At 49.2% G+C, this 1,515-nt stretch carries 1 protein-coding gene and 1 riboswitch; the gene reads right to left on the minus strand.

Features of this window, described 5'->3' with window-relative positions:
• The coding region (locus tag QVO39_RS00860) for a serine dehydratase beta chain (RefSeq protein WP_288171294.1) at nucleotides 1-731 on the minus strand (731 nt) is incomplete at its 3' end.
• Nucleotides 732-884: 153 nt separating this feature from the next.
• Nucleotides 885-1,083, plus strand: a riboswitch (cobalamin riboswitch).
• Nucleotides 1,084-1,515: the final 432 nt, after the last annotated feature.

Consider the following 1,515-nt stretch of genomic DNA (forward strand, 5'->3'; position numbering starts at 1 on the left):
GGTACCACACCCGACGAACCGCAGGTGGGGGCGGTGGCGACCACGTGACCGGAGGCGTTTTCCTCCGAAACGGCGAGTGCGTAGGAGTAAACTAGCCCACGGCTACTGACATTGCTCTTATAGCCTTTGGCGCGAATCAGGTACTCGCCAGCTTTGCGACGCAGGTTGAGCCCTCCTGGAAGTACTCCATCGGATTCTAGCCCTCTTTGGACAGCCTCTCTCATCACTTGCCATACTTCGGCAATGTGATCCCATACGGAGGGATCGTCGTACCGCTCCACATACTCCCAAAAGTTAATCCGATGCTGCTGGCAGTAGACCATAATATCTGTGAGGGTGTGGTGAGGGTAGATCTCATCATGGCGGCTCTCATCAAAGCTCTCATTGGCCAATGAGCCACCACCGATACTGTAGACTTTCCACTCGTCGAGTACCTTATCACTCTCATCGAGTGCCTCAAAGAGCATTCCATTGGTGTGGAACTCTGGCACAATCGTGGGCTCCCAAAGAATCTTAGTCGGTGCTAGTGGCTCTAGCACATCGAGGATCGCTACATCGGTCATGTGCCCCTTTCCAGTGGCGGCAAGAGAGCCGTAGAGGGTGACTCTAAAACGGTTGGGAAGGCTACCCTCAAATCGCTTGGAAAACATCTCTGCTGCCCGCCTTGGCGCCATAGTATGGCTACTCGATGGCCCGTGTCCTATCTTATATATTGTTTTTATTGTCTCCATATTGTCTTTATAAACCGCTTCTTGGTATGCGAAAACTTCCTGCAAAGGTACCACTTTTTGTTGTGACTTCCTATTCGCTTTTTCTGTCAGGTTGGGAGGAGGAGAACTTCAAGATATTAGCAAGTGCTGATTTGGTAGATTTAGCAATTGTTATTATCTTTGCCATATGAAGGTGCTTTGGTGGTTATTCGACCATTAAGGTTAAAAGGGAAACAGGTGAAAGTCCTGTACAGTCCCGCTGCTGTAAGTCTTACCAAACGCTCTAGCGTAAACCACTGTGAGAGTAGTCTCTTATGGGAAGGAGCTGGAGACGGAGACAAGTCAGAAAACCTGCCTTCAATGTGCATTTTGTATCTCTCTCGAGGGTTGGAGAGGTGCCACAGAACGACTTAGTCTAGTCAATTCCCTTTCTTTGACCGCAACACGAAGAGGGCTAAGATTGCTGATGTGGTGATTTGATCAGGAAGATGAGCGTGAATCTGTGAAGCTTCACGACATTGATATGCACAGCAATGGAGCAGCAGAGAGTGTACACTTCTGCCTTTAGTGTCCACTCAAGCCACTCTTGGAAGTGGATGTCGTGGTTTTGCAATCATCGCCTCGCATCCACTTCCTTTTTATTTGTCACTTTTGGGTAGGTTTACTTAACCCACACGATTTTCTGATGTGTGGGAGACGTTTTACAAGAAAGAAATGGAGAAGTTTGAGTGTCAGGGGTTACGCTTTAAGAAAGATGGACCTCGGCAGAGGTCCGACGGATCCTAGCCCCCGAGTCGGAGGGGGC

This window comes from Porphyromonas sp. CAG:1061 (genome assembly GCF_000435035.1).
Classification (GTDB): domain Bacteria; phylum Bacteroidota; class Bacteroidia; order Bacteroidales; family Porphyromonadaceae; genus Porphyromonas_A; species Porphyromonas_A somerae.